Genomic DNA, 21,289 nt, shown 5'->3' with positions numbered 1-21,289 from the left:
CGCATTGTAATGGCAATGGATGAAGCCGGGTGAAAGACGGCCGCACCACGCCTGCCGGCGCGCGCACCTCAGCGCGATTCGGTGCTTTGCCGCAGCCAGTCCGCACGCTGGGCCGGAGGCAACGCCAGCAGCCGCTCGCGCAGCGCATCGCGTTCCTGCGGCGGGGTGCGTTGCGACAGCACGCCCAGTTGCGCCAGCTGCGTGGCATCGAGCTGGTACAGCAGGGCCAGCATCGGCGCGCGCTGGTGTTCGGGCAGGTAGCCCAGCAACGGTTGCAGCTTCGGATAGTGCGCGCCCAGTTGCGGCCCCAGCCGCCAGCCATCGCGATGCAGCCGATCCAGCGCCACGAAGCGGTTGCGCAGGGCCTCGCGCTCGGCGGGAGGCAACGCCGCCATGTCGGCCGCGGCCCGGCGCACGCGCTGGCGCTCGGATTCGGGCAGCGCGCGCCATGCCGCGTAGCGCGCGCGCAGTTCGCGCTGCCGGGCCGGGGCCAGTGCCGGCCAGTGCGCCCGTGGATCGGGCCCGGGGGTGGCGGTGTCTGTTTGCGCGACAGGTACCGCAGGCAGCGCCGCCGGCGTCGCCAGCGACGGCGCGGCCGGCAGCAGCGCAAGCAGTAGCGGCAGCAATCGCTCAATCCTCGGCATCGACCGTCTCCAGTGCGCTACCGGCAGGTTCGGCGCGGCCGGGCTGCGCCTGCGATTCGTCCACCGGCACCGGGCCGCCGGCGGCATACCAGGCATGGAAGTCGGCATCCTGCGCCAGTGCCAGTTCCGGGTCGGCCAGCATCGCGGCATCGTCCGCGGCACGGCTGCCGGGGGCCGCAGGCCCGGCGGCGGTGCTGTCATCCGGCAGGGCTTCCACCTGTACCGGGCCGTTGTCCGCCACCGCGCCCTCGGCCGCCGGTGCGGCCGCGCCGGGCAGCGCCGGGCCATGTCGCGTCCACCACCAGGCCGCGACCAGCGCCAGCAGCAGCAGCGGCAGGCACAGCAACAGCCAGGTCCGCCGGCTCCAGCGCGCCCGGGTACGGCGCGGCGCGCGCGGGGTACGCGCATCGGCCTCTGCCCGGGGCACCGGCGTTGTCGTGGGTGCCGGTGCGGCAGCGGGTACGGTCGCCGCGCGCAGCTGTTCCAGCTGTTGCAGGCGAGCGGCCGGCAGGTCGCGCACCTGTGCCTGCACCTGCTCGGCCAGGCCGCGCCAGGCCAGCGCATCCGGATGGCCCTGCGCATCCAGCGGGCAGGCAGCAGCCAGCGCACGCCGGTATGCATCGGGCGTGAGCCCCAGCACGGCGGACGCGGCGTCTTCGTCCAGGCCACCACCGACGCGCAGCAGCAGCGCCAGCCGCGCGGCCGCCGGCAGCCCCTGCAGGTGGGTCAGCGCAGGTGGCCAGTGCCCGTCCGCGGACGCCGCCCGCAATTGCGGGTTGCCGCACAGCAACGCCCAGAAGCGCGCCGGCCAATCGGCCATGGGCATGTCCGTGGCGGGGCCGGCAAAGGCACGCATGGCGGCCGCCACGGCGCGGCCGGCGGCGGCCTCGTCGCCGGTCTGCAGGCTGGCAACGGCCAGGGCGCGGCGTTCGACACCTTTCAGGAAGGCGGACAGGGCGCTGGCTGCGGCCGGCGTGGGGGAGACGGGTGCAGCCATCAGGTGGACTCCTTCATCGCCGGGCATGATACCCAGCCCATCCCGCCCTGCAGCGGCCGCTGGCGGCGGCCTGCACACCGCCTTCACGCCTTTGGCAGCGGCCCTTGCCGCAACTTGTGCACAGCGTCAATAGTCCGGCCCCGATTCCTCGGAATTCCGCCCCGACACCTGCATTTCGCTTTTGTTTCACGAACAAGTTGTTGATTTTAAACGCATTGATGCCGTGGCTATTTTTTGACCAATTTGAGTGAAAGGCTTCAACCACCGCCCTGGACGCGTGGAGCACAACGCTGATGCACAGAGTTATCCACACCTTGTGTGGATAAGCCCAAATCTCCAATCGGGGCCTGCGTTTACGCGGTGTTTATGCTTCCGGCGCTGCACAAGCGCCCGCAAGTGAACGCGCCCGCCGGGGTGGGCGCGATCAGCCCGGCGCCGCCTGGCCCGGGGGTGTGCCGGGCACCGGCCGCCGCCTACACTGCCGCCCATGCCCACCTGCCCCACCCTGCGCATCGCCCTGCCGGTTCCGTTGCCGCAGACCTTCGACTACCTGCCTCCGCCCGGCAGTCCGGTGCCGGATGCCGGCGACAGCGGGCGCCGGGTGCGGGTTCCGTTCGGCAACCGCGAGCTGGTCGGCATGGTCGAGGGCATCGGCGCGGTGCAGGACCCGGCGACCCTGCGGGAGGCGCTGCAATGGCTGGATGGCCCACCGCTGCTCGGCGGCGAGCTGCATGCCTCGCTGCGCTGGCTGGCCCGCTATACCCATGCGCCGCTGGGCGAGGTGGTCGCCACCGCGCTGCCGGCACCGCTGCGGCGTGGCGAACCGCTGCCCGATACCCACGCCTGGGGCTGGGAGCTGACCGCGGCGGGACGCGAGGGCGCGGCGCGGCTGCGCGGCGGCAGCCGCCCACGCCGCCTGGCCGAACTATTGGGCGACGGTGCGCTGGGCGAGGAGGTGCTGGCCGTACGCATGGACGGTTGGCGCGAGGCCGGCCGCAGCCTGCTCAAGCGCGGCTTCGCGCGGCGCGTGGCGCTGGCCGAATCGGCGCCGGCTGCCCGGCCGCAGCCCGGTCTGGTGCCCAACGTCCAGCAACAGGCAGCGATCGAGGCGATAACCGCAGCCGACGGTTTCCAACCCTTCCTGCTGGACGGGGTCACCGGCAGCGGCAAGACCGAGGTCTACCTGCAGGCCATCGCCCGTTGCCTGGAACAGGGCCGGCAGGCGCTGGTGCTGGTACCGGAGATCGGCCTGACCCCACAGATGCTGGCCCGCTTCCGCAGCCGCCTGGGCATCGCGGTGCATGCGCTGCATTCGGGCCTGAACGACAACGAGCGCGCGCGGGTGTGGGCGGCGGCCGCGCGCGGGCAGGCGCGGGTGATCGTCGGCACCCGTTCGGCGGTGTTCACGCCGCTGCCGGAGGCCGGGTTGCTGATCGTCGACGAGGAACACGACGGCAGCTACAAGCAGCAGGATGGCATCCGCTACCACGCCCGCGACTTCGCCCTGGTGCGTGGCAAGGCGCTGGACGTGCCGGTGGTGCTGGGCAGCGCCACGCCGTCGCTGGAGTCGCTGCACAACGCGCGCGCCGGCCGCTACACCCACCTGCGCCTGCAGCAGCGCGCCGGCGACGCGCGACCGCCGGCGGTGCGGGTGTTCGACGTGCGCAAGCGGCCACTGCAGGACGGCCTGTCGCCGGAAGTGCTGGCCGGCATCGAACAGCACCTGCGTGCCGGCAACCAGGTGCTGGTGTTCAAGAACCGGCGTGGTTACGCACCCGTACTGTTGTGCCACGACTGCGGCTGGACCGCGCCGTGCAGCCGCTGCAGCACGCCGTTGCACACCACCCCGATGACCGTGCATGGCGCCGGGCGCCGCCTGCAGTGCCACCACTGCGGCGCGCGCGCGCCGGTACCGCTGGCCTGCCCGGACTGCGCCAGCCTGGCGCTGCAGCCGCAGGGCATCGGCACCGAGCGGCTGGAGGAACGGCTGCTGCAGCTGTTCCCGGATTTCCCGGTGCTGCGCATCGACCGTGGCACCACCGCCCGCCGCGATGCGCTGGAACAGACTCTGGCCACGCTCGGCGAGCAACCCGGCATCCTGGTCGGCACCCAGATCCTGGCCAAGGGCCACGACCTGCCGCGGCTGACCCTGGTGGTGGTGGTGGGAATCGACGAGGGCCTGTTCTCGGCCGACTTCCGTGCCAGCGAGAAGCTGGCCCAGCAGTTGATCCAGGTTGCCGGCCGCGCCGGCCGCGCCGACCGCCCCGGCGAGGTCTGGCTGCAGACCCACCACCCGGACAACGCACTGCTGCACACGCTGGTCAACGGCGGCTACCACGCCTTCGCCGACGCCGAACTGGCGCAGCGCGAGGCCGCCGGCTTCCCGCCGTTCGCGCATCTGGCGCTGATGCGCGCCGAGGCCAGGCAGGTGGAGCACGCCAACGCGTTCCTGGCCACGGTGAAACAGGCCATTCCCGCCGCCAGCCCGGTCGAATGCTACGGCCCGATGCCTGCGCCGATGCCGCGCCGCGCCGGTTTCCAGCGCGCCCAGCTGCTGCTGTCGGCGACGCAGCGGCGTGCGCTGCACGGCCTGCTCGACACGCTGATGCCGCAGGTCTACCCGCTGCCGCAGGCACGGCGCGTGCGCTGGTCGCTGGACGTGGACCCGATGGACCTGTACTGAGCGCGGCGGTCCGCCAACAGGGTCACACCGCCACTGCCCACCGCAGATCCGGCCAACCCGGTGCGTACGGGAGGTCCGCCTCCATCGGTGCGAAATCGATGCCCTCGCATATCCATGCCAGCAGCCTGCGGGTCTCGTCCTGGGTATCGACCCCGAGGTCGCGGCGCAGCGCCTGTTCTATGCGCGCGTAGGCATTGACCGCCTCGGCATGCATGCCATTCCCGGCATAGGCGCGCATCATGCGCCGGGCATGCGACTCGTTCCATGCGTCGCTCTGCAGCAGCACGCGCGCGATGTGCAGCGCGGCGTCCCATCGCCCGGCCGCCAGCATCCGGTCGCAATGCCGCTCGGCGACGCCTACCAGTTCGGCCTCCAGTGCAAGGCGCGTGCTTTCCAGCCACGCGCGGAAATCCACGCCGGCGACATCGTCCATGCCGGCAAGGAAAACGTGCTGCCCTTCCAGTATCGCCAGCGCTTCCGCCGGTTCCTCGGCCAGCCGGTCGATGTCGAAGAGCGCCCTCCCGACACGCCGTACCGCCACGCCGTCGCGCTCCACCCACAGCACGCCCGGCCCCAGTTCCGCACGGCAATAGTGCTTCAGGTTGCACAGCACCTGGCGCAGATTGGTCATCGCCTGCGTTTCGCCCAGCTGCGGCCACAGCAGCATGGCCAGCGTCAGCCGCGAATGGCGGCGCTCCGGCTCGGCGGCCAGGTAGCCCAGCAGCGCCCAGCCCTTCCTGTAGATGAGTTGCGGCGGCATGGCCGCGCACGCGCTCAGGAGCCGGACCCCCCCGCGTCCGGCAACCGCGCCGTCCTGTTCCCGCCCTGCTGGACGCGTCCCCATGACATCCCCCGTGCATCCCGTAGTCGGTACCGGCGACCAGCCGGGCATGCCCGACGCGGGGCGCATCATCGCGATGCGCCCGCAGTCACCGGCCCCGGCCATGCCTGCCGGAGCACATTAGCCGGCGCACAAGCAGGCCACATCCACGAAATCAGGTAACGGCTCCCGCTCAGGCAGCCAGCGGCAACTCCAGCGCCACCCGGGTACCTTGCGGGTCGCTGCGTGCGGACACGCTCAGTTCGCCCCCCAGCCGCTGCGCGCGCATGCGCATGCTGGCGAAGCCGGCACCACCGCCCCCGGTCGATGCGGTACCCGCGGCAGGCGGGCCCACGCCGTCGTCGTCCACCTGCAGGCGCAGACGGTCGCCATGCCGGCGTACATGGATGTCCACGCGCTGCGCGCGGCTGTGCTTGAACACGTTGGTCAGCGCTTCCTGCAGCAGGCGCAGCAGGTCCAGGCTGCGGGCCGCGCCCAGTTCGACGCCGCCCACGCCCTCCAGGTGCCAATGGGCGTCGATGCCGGCGGCATCGAGCAGCTGGCTGGAGCGGTGCCGCAGCGGCACGAGCAGTTCGGCCAGGTCCGCATGCTCGCGCGCCGTGCTGTCGATCACCAGGCGCAGGTCGTCGCGCATTTCCTTCAGCAGTCCGGCGATCTCCCGCCGCGGCATGTCGTCCGGCGCCTGCTCGACCCGCGCGATCGCGCCGACCAGGGTGCCGCCGAAACCGTCGTGCAGGTCGCGCACCAGCTGCAGCCGTTCACCGGCGCGGCTGTGCGCCAGTTCCAGCGCATGCTGCTGCCGCAGGGTCTCGGCCAACTGGCCGGTGGCCTGCCGCACCTCGCGGCTCAGCTCGGCGTTGAAGCCTTCCACCCGCTTCATGGTGTTGGCGAAGCGGTAGGCCAGCACGAAGCCCATGCCCAGCAGCATCAGCGGCGAAGTGAACGAGCCGAGGTAACTGACGCCGCCGTACCAGCCCATGTACACACCCAGGTCGTGCAGCGAAACCGCCACGGGCAGGATGATGCACAGGGCCAGCACCTGGCAGTCGCGGCGGTCGCTGCGCAGGGCGTAGCCCATGAACACGAACGACACCAGGTACAGGAACGCGATGACCGGCACCAGATAGACGTTGCGGTACGGCCCCATCCATTGCGGCCACAGCAGCGCCGCCGCCATCAGTGCCACCGCGATGCCCAGCAGCAGGCGCTCGAAGCGCGGCCAGCGCCGTTGGCTGAAGCGCAGCAGGAACACCGTGTGCGCCGCGGCCGCCATCACGTAGCAACCGCCGATGAAGGCCTGCCAGCCATCGGTGCTGGGGAACGGCCACGGGCTGGCGGCGAAGAAATTGGTGTCGTACAGGCGCCCGAACACCGCGCTCAGCGCGTACCAGCCATACATCGTCTCCTGCCGGCGCAGCAGCCAGAACAGACCGATCATCGCCGCCAGCACGAAGCCGATGGCGCTGTCGAGCACCTGCAGGTCGTGTCGGACAAGTACCTCCTGGCGATACCGTGCCTGCAGCACCTGCGGGTCACCTACGTCCACCACCCCGAACGACGGCTGGTAGGCGGCCAGGCCCGACACGCGCACCAGCAGTTCGTTCTCGCCCGGCTCGAGCAGCGGTGCCTGCAGCAGGAAGTAGCGCGGTATGTGCCAGCTGCGCGACAGCGGCTCGACCAGCGACGGATCGCGGTCGATCAGGCTGCCGTTGAGGTAGACCGCGGCCGCCATGCAGGTGTAGTCGAGCAGCAGGCCAGTCGGTTCTCCGGCATCGGCCTGCTGCCAGCGCAGCCGGTACCAGACCACGCCATCGTGCCCGGCCCAGCGGGTCTGCCACTGGTCCGCCAGCGTCACCGGTACCCAGCCCTGTTCGGGCGGCCGCGCCGAATCCCAGCCGGCGCGCACGGCCTCGGCGTGGACGATGCGCATGACCGGCGCCGCCCGGGCCGCACCCGCCACCATGCAGAGCAGCAGGAGCACCCAGTGCCAGCGCCTCACGGCAACAACCCGAGTACGCGTGCCTCGAACACCGCCGCCGTGCGCGAACCCACGGCCAGCTTGCGGTAGATGTTGCGCGTGTGCGCTTCCACGGTGAGCCGGGAGAGCCCGAGCAGCTCGGCGATCTCGCGGTTGCCGTAGCCCTGCGCCACCATGCCGAGGATGCCGCGCTCGCGCTCGGAGAGGTTGACCTCCGGCGGCGCCGGCACCGGCGTCGCTTCCTCCGGCAGCAGGGCAAGGATGCGCCGGGCGATCATCGGGTCGATCGGGGCACCGCCGCGTTGCAGGCTGCGCAGGGCGACGACCAGCTCGACATCATCGCGGTCCTTGAGCAGGTAGCCGACCGCGCCGGCACGCAACGCCGAGAAGATCGCTTCCTCCTCGGCGAACGCTGACACGACCACCGCCTGCACCGCAGGCACATGCGCGCGCATCCAGTGGATCAGCTCGATACCGGTGCCGTCGGGCAGCTGCATGTCCACCAGCGCCAGGTCGAATGGACCGGCCAGCAGCAGGTCGCGCGCGCCGGCCAGGTCGGCCGCGGCGCGGACGTGCGCCTGCGGACCCGGCACCACTTCGCGCAGCAGCCGCTCCAGCCTCGCGAGCGAGGCCTGCATGTCGTCAACGATCAGGATGGAAGACAACTGCATCGGCACCTGCTCCTCAGTGTTCCTCTAGGCAGCTGCAGTCTAGCGCCTGGCCCGGGACTCTCTCACTTCCTCACCGCTGGCGCATGGCAGGCCGATGCCGCGCACCGGATGGCGACGCGCGGGTCATCGCCGTTCAGTCCGGGCCCACCGGCCGGCGCCGGGCGATAGAACCCGGCGATCCCGGCAATGAAGTCCTGCGGGTCGGCACCGACCAGGTTGGTCAGCACGACCACCGCCAGGCCGTCGTCGGGATAGATGCGGAAGGCCGCGCGGGCGCCACCCATGCTGGTCACTTCGCGATGCGGGGCGGTGCCGGCCACGGGCCAGCCAGCGGCCCATTCGCCCACGCTGCCATCGTTCAATCGCTCCGGCACCCACATACGTTCGCGTACGTCCGCATCGAGCAGCCGGCCCTGCATCAGCGCGACCAGCCACTGCGCCAGTTCGTCGGCGGTGGTCTGGATCCCGCCGCCCGCCCACAGCCCGTGCGGCACGTCATAGAACCAGTGCGACAGCCGCGCGGGCATGCCCGGCGCATCGCTCCGGCGCGGCAGGAAGCTGTACACGGTAGCCGCGCCAGCGACCAGGTCGTAGCTGTCGCCGAAGCGCGAACGGCGCATCCGCAGCGGCGCGAACTGGTGTTCGGCGACGAACGCCGCGTATGGCATCGCGCCCTGCGCTTCGACGATCCGCGCCAGCAGCCCGTAGTTGGTCTGGTTGTAGGCGAAGCGCTCGCCCGCCGCGGCCTGCAGCGGCATCGCCGCCACCGCCTGCCATGCGGCTGGTTCCGGGCCCGCGCCGACCAGCCCCTGCGCATCGACGATGTCCGGAAGACCGGAGGTATGCGCGAGCAGCTGGCGCACGCGGATGGCACGCCATGCCGGCGGCAGGTCCGCCAGGTAGGTCGAGATCGGCGCCTCCAGGTCGACGCGCCCGGCCTGCACCAGCTGCATCACCGCCACGCCGGTGAAGGCCTTGGTCGCGGAGTTGATCGGGAACAGGGTCGTCGGTTCGACTGGCACGCGGTTCTCGACATTGGCCAGGCCGTGGCTTTCCGAAAGCACCACGCGACCATCGCGGACCACCGCGACCTGCAGGCCCGGTATGCCCCGCGCCTTCATCGTCGCACGGACGAAGTCGCGGGCGGCGGCATTGGCATCGGCCAGGGAAGCGGCGGTGGCCGGCGCACCGGCCAGCAGGGCAAGCAACGCCAGCAGCAACAGCCGGCGGATCGGGGTCGGCATCGAATGTTCTCCAGGGTCGGGTAGCGCGGATGCGCGCCCACGGGCGCGCGACTGGAGGTTGGATGCCGGGCAGGTGCCGCAGGGTTTAAATCGACGCGACCGCACCCGGCCCCTCCCCCGCGACGGGAGAGGGGCCGGCGCGTTCACCAGGTGCGGCGCAGCGGATGCGCTTCGGTGTTGAACACCACGCCGTCGAAGTCCAGCGCGGTGGCCGGCGCGAACAGCAGGTAGTAGTACTTGAAGGTCTCGGCGAACAGGAAGCTCTCCATCGAGTCGTCCTTCTCCTTGCTGCGCACGTCCTTCAGCGCCGAGAAGCCGTGTTCGGTGCGGGTGTATTTCACGAAGTCGTCGAAGAACTCCTTGCCCATGCCACGGTAGCGCGCATCGCCGGTGTAATGGTGCAGGTAGTAGGCCGATTCGACGATTTCCGGGCGCAGCGCATACCCGGGCGAGCGCACCTGCATCGCCGCGTAGTCCAGCGATTCCGGCTCGATGCCATGCAGCCGCCACATCTTCAGGTTGGACTCCTGCAGGCGCCTGGCGCGCTCCAGGTTGCCACCCAGCGCCAGCAGCCCGGGCATGAACGCATCCAGCGCGCCATAGGTGGTGGACGTGCGCGCACCGCTGTCCATGTCGGCATGGCCGTACCACAGCTCGCCTCCGCGCACGTCGTCGGCCAGGTACTGGTTGAGCGGGCCGATGCTGTCCTCCCACATGCGCCGGCAGTCCTCGTCGCCGAACAGCTTCCAGCACTTGAGCAGGTACTCGTAGTACGAATCGATGCCACCGGCGATGGAGGCATCCTTGTTGGTCCACTCGCCGGTCTCGACGTTGATGTTCAGGCCGACCAGGCCGATCTTCGAACGGCGCTTGTAGGTCTCCACCAGCGCGCGCTTGGCCTTGTCGTAGTACGCCTGCTTGCCGGTGAGCCTGGCCAGGGTGCCGAACTCCAGCAGCAGGGTGCCGGTCTCGGCCGGGTTGCTGATCGTGCCGCGGGTCTTGCCGGTGCGCAGGTTGACATGGGTATACGGCAGGCCGGTGGGGCTGTCGAAGACCGGCGACAGGCGCGTGCCAAGGTCGTCGGCCAGCGCGAGCAGGCGCGGGTCGTCGGTCATCTGGTAGGCCGACAGCAGGCCACCAAGCAGGCGGATGGTGACTTCGAAGTTCTGCACTTCGATGTCCTGGTCGAACGAGAGCTGGCCGACGATCAGCTCGCGCGCTTCGTTGGCCTCCTTGTCCAGGCCGAGCAGCAACAGCGTGTCCAGCGCGTCGACCGGCGACATCAGCAGCGGCACCGGGTACCAGTCGCGCGGCTGGCCACTGATCGGCTTCAGGTCATCGTGGCCCCTGGCGTACTGCATGTAGCCCTGCCATGCATGGCGGGTGGCCTCGCGCACCTGCTCGGCCATGCGCGCGGCCTCGGCGTCGTCGACCGCCGGCACATCGGCGGCCGCGGCCGGGCCTGCGGCAGGGGCGGCGTCGCCGGGTGCGGCGGTGGAAGCGGGCGGCGACGGCGTGCAGGCGGACAGCGCCAGCAGCAGGGCCGCGGCCAGGGGGGCATTGCGCAGGGCTCGGTTCATCATCGGGTCCTCGGGGTGGAAGCGGGGTCGTGCGGGGGAGCGGAAGCGGGGTGCAGGGTGTCGCCCAGGGTGCGCATGCGCAGCGCGGCACGCAGCGCATCGAGACGGGCGTTGGCGTCCACGCGCAGCTCGCGGGTTTCGCCCGGCAGCAGGTCGAAGGCGTTGTCCTCCACGCGGGCGCCGGTGTCGCCGAAATCGACCCACACCGCGCGCACAAGGCCGTCGGCGTGCAGCCGCAGGCGGTAGTCGTCGCCCTCGGCGCGCAGTTCGGCATGCAGCTGGCCGGCGCCGAGCGCCTGTTCCCGGGCCGGCACGAAATGCACCAGCCGGCGCGCGACCACCTGGCCGTCGCGCAGCAGTTCGAACACCGCCACGCTGCGCGCCGGGTCGTGACCCTTGAGCAGGTCGGCATCGACCAGCCGTGCCACGGCGGTCGCGGCCATCGGCGCCAGGGTGATGGTTTCCTGCTGACGGGCGAATTCGTGGCCGTCCACGTCCATGACCCGCACCCGCCACTGCGCGGTGAGTGGTCGTGCGCCATCGTTGAGCAGGCTGAAGCGGGTGACCCCGTCGTCGTCGCGCAGCGCCGCCACCGCGACGTCGGCGAAGAAGCGCCGCGCGTGGTAGTGCAGCGCCTTCCAGTGGCCGTAGTAGTCCAGGCTCGACCACGATGCGCCCGGCCACACGTCGTTGAGCTGCCAGTACAGCGAACCCATCGTGTAGGGGCGCGAGGCGCGGTGGTGCAGCGCGGCCAGTGCGATGCCCTCGGCCTGCATCACCTGGCTCAGGTAGACGAAATCGGCGAACGTGGCCGGCGTGCCGTACTCGCGCTCGATGTAGTGCAGCAGGCGCGCGTTGCCGTTGCCGGCCATGAATTTCTGGTGGGCGCGGATCACCGGCCCGTCGATGCGCTGCTCGTCGCGCGTGGCGAACGCATCCACCGTGGACAACTGCGGCCACGCCTGGAGGCCGTACTCGGACATGAAGCGCGGGGTCTCGTCCAGGTAGGCGGTGACCGGCAGCGCCGGATTGCCCCACACCTGCCAGTAGTGCTTGTCGCCGCGGGTGGAGTCATTGGCCTGGGCGTCGAGGTCGTTGCTCGGCGAGCTGGACCAGTACGGTACGCCCAGGCCTTCCTCGGCCACCACCGCGCGCAGGTCGGTTCCGAACAGGTCCACGTAGCCCTGCCACACCCGGGCGGCGAACGCGGGGTCGGCGTCCTTCAACTGCCTGCCATGTCCCCAGTCCTTCCACGCGGTTTCCTCCTCGTTGTTGCCGCACCACAGCACGATGCTGGGGTGGTGGCGCAGGCGGCGGATGTTGTCGCGGGCCTCGGCCACCACGCTGGCGCGGAACGCCGGGTCGTAGCCGGGCTGCATGCCGCCGCCGAACATGAAGTCCTGCCACACCAGCAGGCCCAGTTCGTCGGCGATGTCGAAGAAGTCGTCGCTCTCGTAATAGCCGCCGCCCCAGTTGCGCAGCATGTTCATGTTGGCATCGCGCGCGGCCTGCAGGTCGCGGCGCAGGCGTTCGCGCGTCACCCGCGCCGGGAACGATTCGAACGGGATGACGTTGGCGCCCTTGGCGAACACCGGTACGCCGTTGATGACGAAGGCGAAGCCCTGGCCGCCATCGGCGTCCTGCTCGCGGCGCAGCTCCACCGTGCGCAGGCCGGTGCGCAGCGTCGTCTCGCGCGCCGGATCGCCGCCGCCATCCAGGCGCGCCCGCACGGTGTAGCGGTCCTGCGCGCCATGGCCCACCGGCCACCAGCGCCGCGGCTGCGCGATCTCCAGCGGCAGCTGCAGCGCATTGTCGCCCGGCTGCAGGCGCACATCGCGTTCGAGCCGGGCAACCCTGCGCCCTTCCGGATCGAGCACGTCGACCGCGACCGCGGCCATGCCTGCGGTTTCCCCGCGCTGCACCTGCAGCAGCACGCCCAGGCGTGCGCGCTGCGCGTCCAGCGCGTCGATGCGCACGGCCAGGTCGGTGATGCGCTGCAGGTCCCAGCCATCCAGGTGCACCTGGCGCCAGACACCGGCGGTGACGTAGCGCGGGCCCCAGTCCCAGCCGAAGTGGTAGGCCGGCTTGCGCACGAAATTGCCGACCATCGCGTCGGCCGGCTCGTCGCCGTAGGGCGAAGGGTAGTTTCCGGCGATCCTGTGCGGCATCGCCTGCACCTGCGGCAACAGGGTGCGGATCGGCGAGCGGAACACGACCCGCAGCTCGTTGCCGTCCGCACGCAGGCGGCCGTCGACGCGCGCGCGCCAGGTGCGGTGCGCGTTGTCGGCCTTCAGCAACGGCTGGCCGTTGAGGCTGACCTCGGCAAACGTGTCCAGGCCGTCGAAACGCAGTTCGGCATGGCGGCGCGACAGCGTGGCCGCATCCACGTCGAAGCGCGCCCGGTACTCCCAGGCGGCCAGCCCGATCCATTGCAGGCCGGCCTCGGCCGCACCGACGTAGGGGTCGCCGATCACGCCGGCGGCGTACAGGTCGTCATGCACGCTGCCCGGCACCCGTGCCGGGCGCCAGGCGTCGAGGCCGGGGTGCGCCTGCAGCTGCGGATCACCCGGCAGCAGCCGGAAGCTCCACTGCGCCTGCAGCGGCGCCGCCGCGGCAGTGCCGGCGAGCGCGCACAGCGCATACAGCAGCAACGCGCGACAGTGGCCCGCCACACGGATTTGCATCGATCCAAAATAGGCTATCGCCTGCCGCATGATTGCTCTCCCGCTGTCGTCGCCGCTGTCGCCGGGCCTCAGCCCGGCTGACCTGCCCGCACCACGTTCAGCACTTCGTGGCAGGCGCCCATGGTGTGGTAATCGGTTTTGCCTGCCGGGCTCTTCTCGTCGTCGTACTTGCGGTTGTCGGCATCGAGAATGCGGAACCAGGCGCCGTAGTGGTGATCGACCATGTGCTGCCAGGCGTATGCCCACAGCCGCTCGTACCACTGCCAGTAGGCATCGTCGCCGGTGCGCCCGGCCAGCAGCGCCGCGGCCGCCAGCGATTCGGCCTGCACCCAGAAGTACTTGTCGTCGTCGCAGATATCCGCGGTTTCCTCCGCAAAAGCCCGGCCATCCAGGGCCGGACTGCTCGGTGCTTTCGCTTCGTTCAGCGCCTGCTGCAGCCCTGCCGGTGCGAAGCCGTAGTACAGGCCGCCACTCGTGGCGTCCCACGAACGGGTGACGGCGCTGTCGAACAGATGGCGTGCGGTCGGCAGCAGCCAGTCGGCGTCGACGTGCCGGTCCAGGATCAGCAGCAGCTTGGCCCACTCGGTCTGGTGCCCGGGCTGGAAGCCCCACGGCCGGAACAGGTGCCTGGGGTTGTCGAGGTGGTAGGTCCAGTCGACGTTCCAGTCGACGTCGTAGTGCTCCCACACCAGTCCGCCGGCCTTGGCCGCCTGGCGGCGGGTCATGGCATCGGCCAGCTGCAGCGCGCGTTCCAGGTAGCGGCGCTCGCCGCTGGCCTCGAACGCGGCCAGCATCGCCTCGCACATGTGCATGTTGGCGTTCTGGCCACGGTAGCCGGTGAAGTTCCAGTGCGCGTCGGCCTCGTCGCGGTACAGGCCGTGGCGCGGCTCCCAGAAGTGCGTTTCCAGCAGCTGCCAGGTCTCGTCCATCCACGCCCGGCCCTGCTCGATGCCGGCCTTGAGCGCGCAGCTGTAGGCCAGCAGCACGAAGGCCACGCCGTAGCAGTGGTTCATGTCGTCCTCGACCGTGCCATCGCGCAGGGTCCAGGCGTAGCCGCCGGTGGCCGGGTTGCGGTGGACCTCGCGCAGATAGCGCACGCCGTGCTCGACCGCGGCCAGGTAGTCGGGATTGCCGAACTCGCGGTAGGCCATGGCATAGTTGAAGACGAAGCGGGTGCTGCTCACCAGGTGGCGGTGGCTGGCGTCGTAGACCGTGCCGTCGTCCTTGAAGTAATGGAAGAAGCCGCCCGCCGGATCGATGCAGCGCGGGTGGTAGAAGGCCATGGTGTCGGCGATGTGCGCGCGCAGGAAGGCCGGGGAGCGGAAATCGGGGGCGGGAGTATTCATGCGATGGCGTCCTGTTGCTGCAGCAGCTGCTGCACTTCTTCGAGTTCGGGCATGGCGGCGAAGGCGCCCTTGCGGGTGACCGCCAGCGCGCCGACCGCGGCGGCGAAACGCAGGGTGGCGGTGATCGCGTCGTGGTCGCGGCAGAACGCGTCGAACGCGCCGCCGGTGCCGCCGCGCTCGGCCAGGCCGTACAGCACGCCGCCGACGAAGGCGTCGCCGGCCGCGGTGGTGTCCACGACGGGCACGCGGAAGCTGGACACCTGGCCCTGGGCCTCGCGGGTCAACCAGCGCAGCGGCGCGGCGCCGTCGGTGACGATCACCCAACGCGCCTGCGCGCCGAGCAGCCGGCGCAGCACACGCGCCTCGCCGTCCTCGCCGAACGGGGCCGCCAGGTAGTCCAGTTCCTCGCGCGAGAGCTTGACCAGGTCCGCGCGCTCCAGCGCCTGCCACAGCCACGGGGTCGGATCGACGTCGGCCGGCCACAGCGCCGGACGCAGGTTGAGGTCGAGGCTGACCACCGCGCCCGCGGCCCGCGCGCGGTCCATGCCGGCGAAGGTGGCCGCGGCGATGTCCGCTTCGGTCAGGCTGTTGGAACAGACGTGGAAGCAGCCGGTGCCGTCGAAGCAGGCCGGATGGAAATGCCCGGCGCGGAACAGCAGGTCCGCGGCCGGTGGCCGGTAGAAACTGAAACTGCGTTCGCCGTCCGCATCCAGCGCGACGAAGGCCAGCGCGGTCTTGGCCGCATCGGTGCGCACGATGCAGTCGGTGAGCACGCCGGCCTCGGCCAGGCTCTCGGCAAGGAAGTCGCCGAACATGTCGCGCCCGAGCATGCCGGCGAAATAGCTGCGTGCGCCCAGCCGCGCCGCCGCCACCGCGACGTTGGCCGGCGCCCCGCCGGCGTATTGCAGGAACGCGCGCGGCGTTTCCGGCGTGGCCGGCGGCTGCGCCAGTAGATCGATCAAAATTTCACCGAAACAAACGATCTTGCCCATCTGGCCTCAGCCTCCCTGGCCGCTGGCGGCCTGCGGTCGCGAACCGACCAGGCCGTAGAAAATGATGTAGAGGTAGCACGCCACCGGCAGCACGAAGCTCAGGTGCAGGCCGATGCGGTCGGCCAGCATGCCCTGCAGCAGCGGGATCACCGCGCCGCCGACGATGGCCATGATCAGCAGGCTCGAGGCCTTGTTGGTCAGCGGGCCCAGGCGCTCGATGGCCAGCGAGAAGATGGTCGGGAACATGATCGAGTTGAACAGCCCGGTGGCGACGATGCCGTATACCGCGACCTCGCCGCTGGCGGCCAGGATCACCCCCAGCAGCACCACGTTGGCCAGGGCGAAGCCGGCCAGCAGGCGCCGCGGCGGATACTGCGCCAGCAGCCAGGAGCCGGCGAAGCGCCCGACCATCGCGCAGCCCCAGTACGCGGACACGTACTGCGTGGCGCGCTGTTCGCTCATGCCGCCGGTTTCCGGCAGCGCCAGGTAATTCACCATCAGGCTGCTGATGGACACCTCGGCGCCGACATAGAAGAAGATCGCCAGCACCCCGAACAGCACGTGCGGGTGCTTCAGTGCGTCGAGCAGGGTGTGCTGGGCGCTGTCGGCCTTTTCGGTGGCCTCGGCCAGGCTCGGCAGGCGGAACAGGCACACGAACACCGCCAGCAACGCCAGTGCGATCGCCAGGCCCAGGTACGGCCCCTGCACCGACTGCGCTTCGGCCGCGCGGTAGGCGACCTGCTCGGCCACCGGCAGCGCCTGGATCTGCTCGCCGCTCATGACCGTGGTGCTGAGGATCAGGAACCCGCCGAACAAGGGTGCCAGGGTGGTACCCAGCGAGTTCAGCGCCTGCGCCAGGGTCAGCCGGCTGGACGCGGTCTGTTCCGGTCCCAGCAGTGCCACGTACGGGTTGGCCGCGACCTGCAGCACGGTGATGCCGGTGGCCAGCACGAACAGTGAGGCCAGGAATGCCTCATAGGTACGCAGCGCCGCCGACGGCCAGAAGCCCAGCGCGCCGACGGCGGCGATCAGCAGCCCGGTGATGATGCCCTTCTTGTAACCCAGGTGCGCGACCAGCCGGCCGGCCGGCAGCGACATCAGGAAGTACGCGCCGTAGAAGGCGAACTGCACCAGCATCGCCCGCGTGTAGTTCAGCTCGAACACCGCCTTCAGGTGCGGGATCAGCACGTCGTTGAGGCTGGTCAGGAAGCCCCACATGAAGAACAGCGTGGTGGCTACCGCCAGCGCGACCCGGGGCGTGACCACCGTGCTGGAGGTCGCGGGCGTTGACAGGGGCGTGGACGGGATCGGCATGGCGCGCCTCGGGGTGCGGTGTCGGAAGGAATCAGGTGGGGCGCGCGGCGCTGCTTTCGCGGATGCGCAGCTGCACCGGCGCGACCGTGCGCATCGGCGGCGCGTCGGGATCGTCCAGCCGCTGCAGCAGCAGCGCGGCGGCCTGGCGTCCGCGCTCGCGCGGGTCGGCGATCAGCGTGGTCAGTGGCGGCACCGCCACCGCGGCCTCGGAAATGTCATCGAAGCCGGTAACGGCGAAATCGCCGCCGGGGCGGATGCCACGCGAAGTCAGGCCCAGCATCAGGCCCAGCGCGACGGTGTCGTTGTAGCAGACCGCGGCGCTGGGACGCTGGGCGTCGGCGAACAGTTCGCCAGTGCGCGCGGCCGCCTCCAGGCGGTTGGGCGCCGACTCGATCATCCACTGCGGGCGCGCCTGCAGGCCCGCTTCAGCCAGCGCCTGCTGGTAACCGGCGCGGCGCTGGTGGCACGAGCTGGATGCGGCGTGGCCGCCGAAGAAGGCGATGTCGCGATGGCCGCGTTCGATCAGGTGGCGGGTGGCCAGGTAGGCGCCCTGCTGGTTATCCATGGTCAGGAAGTCCCAGTCGGCGCCGGGCAGTTCGCGGTTGAACAGCAGCACGTTGGCGTGCGTGCCGAGCACCTGGCGCAGCTGCGCGGCGTCGCTGCCTTCGGCCGGCGACAGGATGAAGCCGGTCGGGGTGTGCTCCATCAGCGTGCTCAGCACCGCCTGCTGCCGCTCCGGCGACTCGCCGGTGCTGCCGAGCAGGGTCACGTAGCCCTTGCCGCCCAGCGCCTCGTCCACGCCGGATGCGAACTCGGCGAAGAACGGGTTGGACAGGTCGTTGATCACCAGCGCGATCGACGACGAGGTGCGTCGCCGCAGGTTGGCGGCGGTGCGGTTGTACACGTAGCGCTGGCGGCGCAGCTCGGCCTCGACCCGGGCGCGGGTATCGACGTTGACCAGCGGGCTGCCGCGCAGCACCAGCGACACGGTCGCGCGCGACACGCCCACGGCCTGGGCGATATCGGTCACGGTGACCGCGCGCTTGCCGGTCCGGCGCGTGGATTTTCCGGCGGTGGAGGTGTCGTTGCTCATCGTCGCTCGCAGGTGGGCATGAACGTCACAGCTTAAAAGCGGCGAATGACGAAGTGGGAACCGGGATCAGTCCCCGTGGCGCGGCGCATCGCCCGGGCCGTCGCTGCATCGTCCGCAAGGCGCCCGTTCATTGCATCGCGCTGCCCGGGGTGGCGCACCAGGACACCGGCAGGTCCGCCACGTCCGTGCCCCAGCCCTGCTCGGGCGCCTGCGTGGCCAGCGCGTAGCGGATCGTGCCGCCCGCGCGCAGCCGCGCCCAGTCCAGCCACACCGCATGCTGCGGCGCGCCGTCGACCTGCACGCCCTGGATGTACTGCAGCCGGCGTCCGTCGGCACCCGGTGCCTGCAGACGCAGGGTGCGGCCGTTGCCCAGCGCGATCTCGGCGCTGGAAAAACGCGGCGCGTGCAGCAGGAACTGGCCGCTGCCCGGCACCGCCGGGTACAGGCCCAGCGCGCTGAACAGGTACCACGCCGACATCGTGCCCAGGTCGTCGTTGCCGGTGACGCCGTTGGGGGCGTTGGTGAACAGCTGCTGCGCGGCGCGCACCACGGTGGCGGTCTTCCACGGCTGGCCGATCAGCGTGTACATCCACGGCGAATGCAGGTCCGGCTCGTTGTTCGGGTTGTAGCGGTACTGGTTGTAGTAGCTGTACGGGCCGACCACCCATTCCTTGCGCGCGGCGGTCAGCGGCGCCTGCACCAGCGCGTCGTAGGCGAAGAACGCATCCAGGCGGCGCCCGGCCTGCTCGCGGCCATGCATCGCCGCCACCAGTCCCGGCACGTCCTGCTGCACCAGCCACTGGTATTGCCAGGCGGTGCCTTCGTGGAAGCCATGCTGCGAACGCGGGCTGTAGTGGCCATCGGCCGGCGTGTACCACGCACCGTTCTCGTCGCGCGGACGCGGGAAGCCGCTGAAGCCGGTCTCGGCGTCGCGCACCTGCGGGTCCCACACCTTGTGCCAGTTGCGGCCGCGCTCGCGCAGCGCCGCCGCGTCGTCGGCATGGCCCAGGCCGTCGGCCATCTGCGACAGCGCGCAGTCGGCCAGGGCGTATTCCAGCGTGGCCGAACCGCCGTGGTGCGGGTCCACGTCCATGCCCTTGGACGGGAACGCGCGGTCATAGGCGACATAGCCGTCGCGCAGGTAGCTGGCGTTGCCGGAGCGGCCGGCCGCGCGTGAGTTCAGTGGCGGCATGCCGAACGCATTGCGGCGCAGCGCGGCCCAGGCTTCGGCCTCGCGGCCCGCCAGCGCGCCGAAGCGCCACAGGTCCACCATGAACGGCGTGACCGGGTCGCCGGTCATGATGTTGGTCTCGAAGCTGGCGTAACCCCAGCGCGGCAACCAGCCGCCCTGCGCGTCGATCGCCAGCAGGCTGCGGCCGATGTCGCGCGCGACCTCGGGCCGGGTCATCGCCAGCCACTGGTTCTGCGCGCGGTAGGTATCCCACAGCGAGAAGTACTCGTAGTAGGTCCAGCCGTCGGCACGGTGGATCGCGTCGTCGTAGCCGCGGTAGCGGCCATCGGCGTCGCTGCCGGTCATCGGCTGCAGCAGCGCGTGGTACAGCGCGGTGTAGAGCACCGTGCGGTCATCGCGGCTGCCGCCCTGCACGCGCACCGCGTCCAGTTGTTCACGCCAGCCCTGCTGCGACAACGCGCGCATGCGGTCGAAGCCGAGCAGGCGACCGTCCTGCATGCCATCGGCGCGCAGGTTGGTGCGCGCGCCCTCGGCATCGACGTGGGAGATCGCGCTGGTCGCGGTAACGGCACGGCCGTCGGCCAGGTCGAAGCTCAGCCACGCACCATTGGGTTTGAGCTCGCCCTCCATGCTGTGGCGCGCGCCGGGCAGGCCGCCCTGTTCGCCCCAGGTGCCGTGCGCCTTGAACGGGCGGTCGAACTCGATGCGGAACCAGGTGGTGTACTGGTGCCCGCCGCAGAAACTCCGGGTCACCAGCTTGCCTTCCACGGCGCGGTCGCCGACCACGTCGATGACGCTGCCGATCACCGAATGCCGTTCGTTGGCCTGGCCCACGTTGACCAGTACGTGGCCCTCGGCGCCGGTGGTGAAGGTATAGCGTTCGCTCGCGGCACGGGTGCGCGCGGTGGCCTCCACGTCGATGCCGCCGTAGCCGGTCAGCCGCACCCGGTAGTAACCGGCCTGCCCCACCTCGCCGTCATGGCTGTAGGCCGAGGCGTAGCGCGTGTGGTCGAACGCCTTGGCGTCGGCGGTGTCGAAATCCCCTCCCGGGCCGATGCGGCCGGTCACCGGCAGCACCGATACCTGCCCGCCCTGCTCCCAGCAACCGGCGCCGGAGAGGAACGAATGGCCGAACCCGCGGATCTTCTCGTCGTCGTAGCGCCAACCGGCGTAATGGCTGCCGATCGGGCTGACCTGGATCAGGCCGAACGGTGCCGACGCGCCCGGGAAGGTATTGCCGTCGTCCTTGCTGCCGATGAAGGTGTTGACCTCGCGCTCCAGCGCGAGCGGCGCGGCCGGCAACGACGGGACGAAGGCCAGCGCCAGCAGGCAGGCAAGCCCGGCAGCGGAACCCGGACGGGCGGCAGGGGACGGCGATCGGCGCATGCGGTGGTTCCTCAGGGTCGATGTCGGTGCGTGGAAAAGGGGGTCCGGCCGAAGCCGGACCGGTGATACCCGACCCATCCCATGCGGGATGGGGGAGAGAGGGCCGGGATCAGAAAGCGGCAGGACGAGGCGCGGTCCAGCGCGCCGGGGATGACGGCCAGGCCGGGACAAACGGGCGATTCGATTCGGTCATGGCGTCCTCCTCTTCGATCCCGCTGCCCGGCGCCTGCGGAGACTGCCCGCAGCCGGCGATCACGAGACCTTCCATCGTTCCAAACGGAACATGCGTTGAATTTAGATCGATTCAAGTAAACCACGGTCATTCGCCGGACTGCATTCTGCGGCGCACCATCGGCGCACCCGCAGACAGCCCGGCCGGGTCGCGTGCCTCCGATGCGCCACGGCCGCCGGCGTGTCCACACCCGTGCCATGGGCAGCAGATTTCCCAGGCAGGACACCCGTGCTTTCAAGGCCGGGGCCGTGCCAGGCCGGCCCCGGCCGGAGCGCGACTTATTGCGCAGCAACATGCACCACGGGTGGCGCTGTGCTAAAAAAACCGCGTCATTTGTTTAGATCGATCCAAATAGAGATCGACTGGCGATTGCCTGCGACAAGGGGAAAACGGACCGGGTCCGTCGCTCGAT

At 70.6% G+C, this 21,289-nt stretch carries 14 protein-coding genes; 1 reads left to right on the top strand and 13 read right to left on the bottom strand.

What is annotated here, in order from left to right; all coding sequences use genetic code 11:
* Positions 1–68: 68 nt before the first annotated feature.
* Positions 69–644: a DUF3106 domain-containing protein gene (locus QQA12_RS01485; protein ID WP_226050562.1), complete on the bottom strand. Its 576-nt coding sequence runs from the start codon at positions 642–644 to the stop codon at positions 69–71.
* Complete coding sequence (locus QQA12_RS01480; RefSeq protein ID WP_226050563.1) at positions 631–1,641, bottom strand: hypothetical protein; 1,011 nt, start codon at positions 1,639–1,641, stop codon at positions 631–633. The genes QQA12_RS01485 and QQA12_RS01480 overlap by 14 nt, the downstream gene beginning before the upstream one ends.
* A gap of 487 nt (positions 1,642–2,128) precedes the next feature.
* Between QQA12_RS01480 and QQA12_RS01475 the strand changes: the two genes are divergently transcribed.
* Entirely contained in the window at positions 2,129–4,324 is a 2,196-nt protein-coding gene (locus QQA12_RS01475; RefSeq protein WP_226050564.1) for a primosomal protein N', read from the top strand.
* A gap of 22 nt (positions 4,325–4,346) precedes the next feature.
* Here the strand turns inward: QQA12_RS01475 and QQA12_RS01470 are convergent, their stop codons facing one another.
* From QQA12_RS01470 to QQA12_RS01420, 11 genes are all read right to left on the bottom strand, one after another.
* On the bottom strand, positions 4,347–5,084 hold the full coding sequence (locus QQA12_RS01470) for a BTAD domain-containing putative transcriptional regulator (RefSeq protein ID WP_226050565.1): 738 nt from the start codon (positions 5,082–5,084) through the stop codon (positions 4,347–4,349).
* A gap of 253 nt (positions 5,085–5,337) precedes the next feature.
* Entirely contained in the window at positions 5,338–7,095 is a 1,758-nt protein-coding gene (locus QQA12_RS01465; RefSeq protein ID WP_226050566.1) for an ATP-binding protein, read from the bottom strand.
* Between the two features lie 65 nt (positions 7,096–7,160).
* A complete protein-coding gene (locus QQA12_RS01460) occupies positions 7,161–7,814 on the bottom strand; it encodes a response regulator transcription factor (protein WP_226050567.1) in 654 nt (217 codons plus the stop codon).
* A 62-nt stretch (positions 7,815–7,876) separates the two neighbouring features.
* Positions 7,877–9,058, bottom strand: coding sequence for a serine hydrolase domain-containing protein (locus QQA12_RS01455; protein ID WP_226050568.1), 1,182 nt, complete (start codon positions 9,056–9,058; stop codon positions 7,877–7,879).
* A 143-nt stretch (positions 9,059–9,201) separates the two neighbouring features.
* The gene (locus QQA12_RS01450; RefSeq protein ID WP_226050569.1) at positions 9,202–10,638 is read right to left on the bottom strand and encodes a glycoside hydrolase family 47 protein; all 1,437 of its coding nucleotides are present in this window, start codon (positions 10,636–10,638) and stop codon (positions 9,202–9,204) included.
* Entirely contained in the window at positions 10,638–13,322 is a 2,685-nt protein-coding gene (locus QQA12_RS01445) for a glycoside hydrolase family 2 protein (protein ID WP_226050570.1), read from the bottom strand. Before QQA12_RS01445 ends, QQA12_RS01450 begins: the two co-directional genes overlap by 1 nt.
* 68 nt (positions 13,323–13,390) lie before the next feature.
* Entirely contained in the window at positions 13,391–14,668 is a 1,278-nt protein-coding gene (locus QQA12_RS01440; protein ID WP_226050571.1) for an AGE family epimerase/isomerase, read from the bottom strand.
* On the bottom strand, positions 14,665–15,660 hold the full coding sequence (locus tag QQA12_RS01435; RefSeq protein WP_226050572.1) for a carbohydrate kinase: 996 nt from the start codon (positions 15,658–15,660) through the stop codon (positions 14,665–14,667). The genes QQA12_RS01440 and QQA12_RS01435 overlap by 4 nt, the downstream gene beginning before the upstream one ends.
* A gap of 6 nt (positions 15,661–15,666) precedes the next feature.
* Positions 15,667–16,974, bottom strand: coding sequence for an L-fucose:H+ symporter permease (gene fucP, locus QQA12_RS01430; protein WP_226050573.1), 1,308 nt, complete (start codon positions 16,972–16,974; stop codon positions 15,667–15,669).
* Positions 16,975–17,005: 31 nt separating this feature from the next.
* Positions 17,006–18,067 carry a LacI family DNA-binding transcriptional regulator gene (locus QQA12_RS01425; protein ID WP_226050574.1) on the bottom strand — a complete coding sequence of 354 codons (1,062 nt, stop codon included), beginning with the start codon at positions 18,065–18,067 and terminating at the stop codon, positions 17,006–17,008.
* 127 nt (positions 18,068–18,194) lie between these two features.
* Positions 18,195–20,645 (bottom strand): GH92 family glycosyl hydrolase, encoded by a 2,451-nt coding sequence (locus QQA12_RS01420; RefSeq protein WP_226050575.1) that lies wholly within the window; start codon positions 20,643–20,645, stop codon positions 18,195–18,197.
* Between the last annotated feature and the right edge of the window lie 644 nt (positions 20,646–21,289).

The organism is Stenotrophomonas sp. 17(2023) (assembly GCF_030345315.1).
GTDB classification, from domain to species: domain Bacteria; phylum Pseudomonadota; class Gammaproteobacteria; order Xanthomonadales; family Xanthomonadaceae; genus Stenotrophomonas; species Stenotrophomonas acidaminiphila.
This window is presented reverse-complemented; position numbering and strand designations above follow the sequence as displayed.